Raw genomic sequence first — 1,564 nt, 5'->3', positions numbered from 1 at the left:
CGATTCGGCCACTTTTCAAGCTATCGCCGGTCCCGATTCCGGCAAGGACGGATATATGGCGAGCACCACCCTGGGCGTTAAAGTCGACGATCTGCTGCGCACCCGCCTGAGAGACGCCGCTACGCGGCTCGAGCGGACCCCGCACTGGCTCATCAAGCAAGCCATCTTCGCGTACCTCGAGCGTATCGAACATGGACAGTTGCCTCCTGAACTGTCCGGTGCAATCGGTTCGGCCGATGCGCTGGAATCCTCGGTGCACACCGAATCGGAAGAAGACGGCGCGCCGCATCCCTTCCTGGATTTCGCCCAGAACGTGCAACCGCAATCCGTGCTGCGCGCCGCGATCACGGCCGCGTACCGGCGTCCCGAGCCGGAATGCGTGCCGTTTTTGATCGGGCAGGCGCGGCTGTCGACTGGCGTCGCCGCTGAGACGAATGCGATGGCGACGAAGCTCGTCGAAGCGCTGCGCAAGAAACAGACGGGCGGCGGCGTCGAAGGCCTGATCCACGAGTTTTCGCTGTCGAGCCAGGAAGGCGTTGCGCTGATGTGTCTCGCGGAAGCCTTGCTGCGCATTCCGGATCGCGCGACGCGCGACGCGCTGATCCGCGACAAGATCAGCAAGGGCGACTGGCGCTCGCACATGGGCCAGGCGCCGTCGCTGTTCGTGAACGCGGCGACGTGGGGTCTGATGATCACCGGCAAGCTGGTGACGACGAATAGCGAAGCGGGGTTGTCGTCGGCGTTGACGCGGTTGATTGGGCGCGGCGGCGAGCCGTTGATCCGCAAGGGCGTCGATATGGCCATGCGCCTGATGGGCGAGCAATTCGTCACGGGCGAGACGATTTCAGAAGCGCTGGCGAACAGCCGCAAGTTCGAGGCGCGTGGTTTCCGTTATTCCTACGACATGCTCGGCGAAGCGGCCACGACCGAAGAAGACGCGCTTCGCTATTACGCATCGTACGAACAGGCGATTCACGCGATCGGCAAGGCGGCCGGATCGCGTGGCATTTATGAAGGCCCGGGCATTTCGATCAAGCTGTCAGCGCTGCATCCGCGTTACTCGCGCTCGCAGCAGGAACGCACGATGACCGAGCTGCTGCCGCGCGTGAAAGCGCTGGCGTTGCTCGCGCGCCGTTACGACATCGGCCTGAACATCGATGCGGAAGAAGCCGATCGGCTGGAAATCTCGCTCGATCTGCTCGAAGCGCTGTGCTTCGATCCGGAACTGGCGGGTTGGAACGGCATTGGTTTCGTGGTGCAGGCTTATCAGAAGCGCTGCCCGTTCGTGATCGATTATTTGATCGATCTGGCGCGCCGCAGCCGGCATCGGATCATGGTCCGGCTGGTTAAAGGCGCCTACTGGGATTCGGAAATCAAGCGCGCGCAAGTCGATGGCCTCGAAGGTTATCCGGTCTATACGCGCAAGATCTACACGGACATCTCGTACGTGGCGTGCGCGAAGAAACAGCTCGGCGCACCCGACGCCGTCTATCCGCAATTCGCCACGCACAACTCGTTCACGCTGTCGGCTATCTATCATCTCGCCTGGGGGAATTAATACCCT

Annotated in this window: 1 pseudogene; it reads left to right on the top strand. The window is 62.1% G+C overall.

Annotation, left to right across the window (positions count from 1 at the left end):
• Positions 1-55: 55 nt before the first annotated feature.
• Positions 56-1,546 (top strand): annotated as a pseudogene (locus tag M0954_RS19200) (proline dehydrogenase family protein); the annotation flags it as partial.
• Positions 1,547-1,564 lie beyond the last annotated feature (18 nt).

The sequence above is a fragment of the Paraburkholderia sp. genome (assembly GCF_026225065.1).
Classification (GTDB): domain Bacteria; phylum Pseudomonadota; class Gammaproteobacteria; order Burkholderiales; family Burkholderiaceae; genus Paraburkholderia.
Note: the sequence above shows the minus strand (reverse complement) of the source record. Positions and strands in the feature narration are given on the sequence as shown.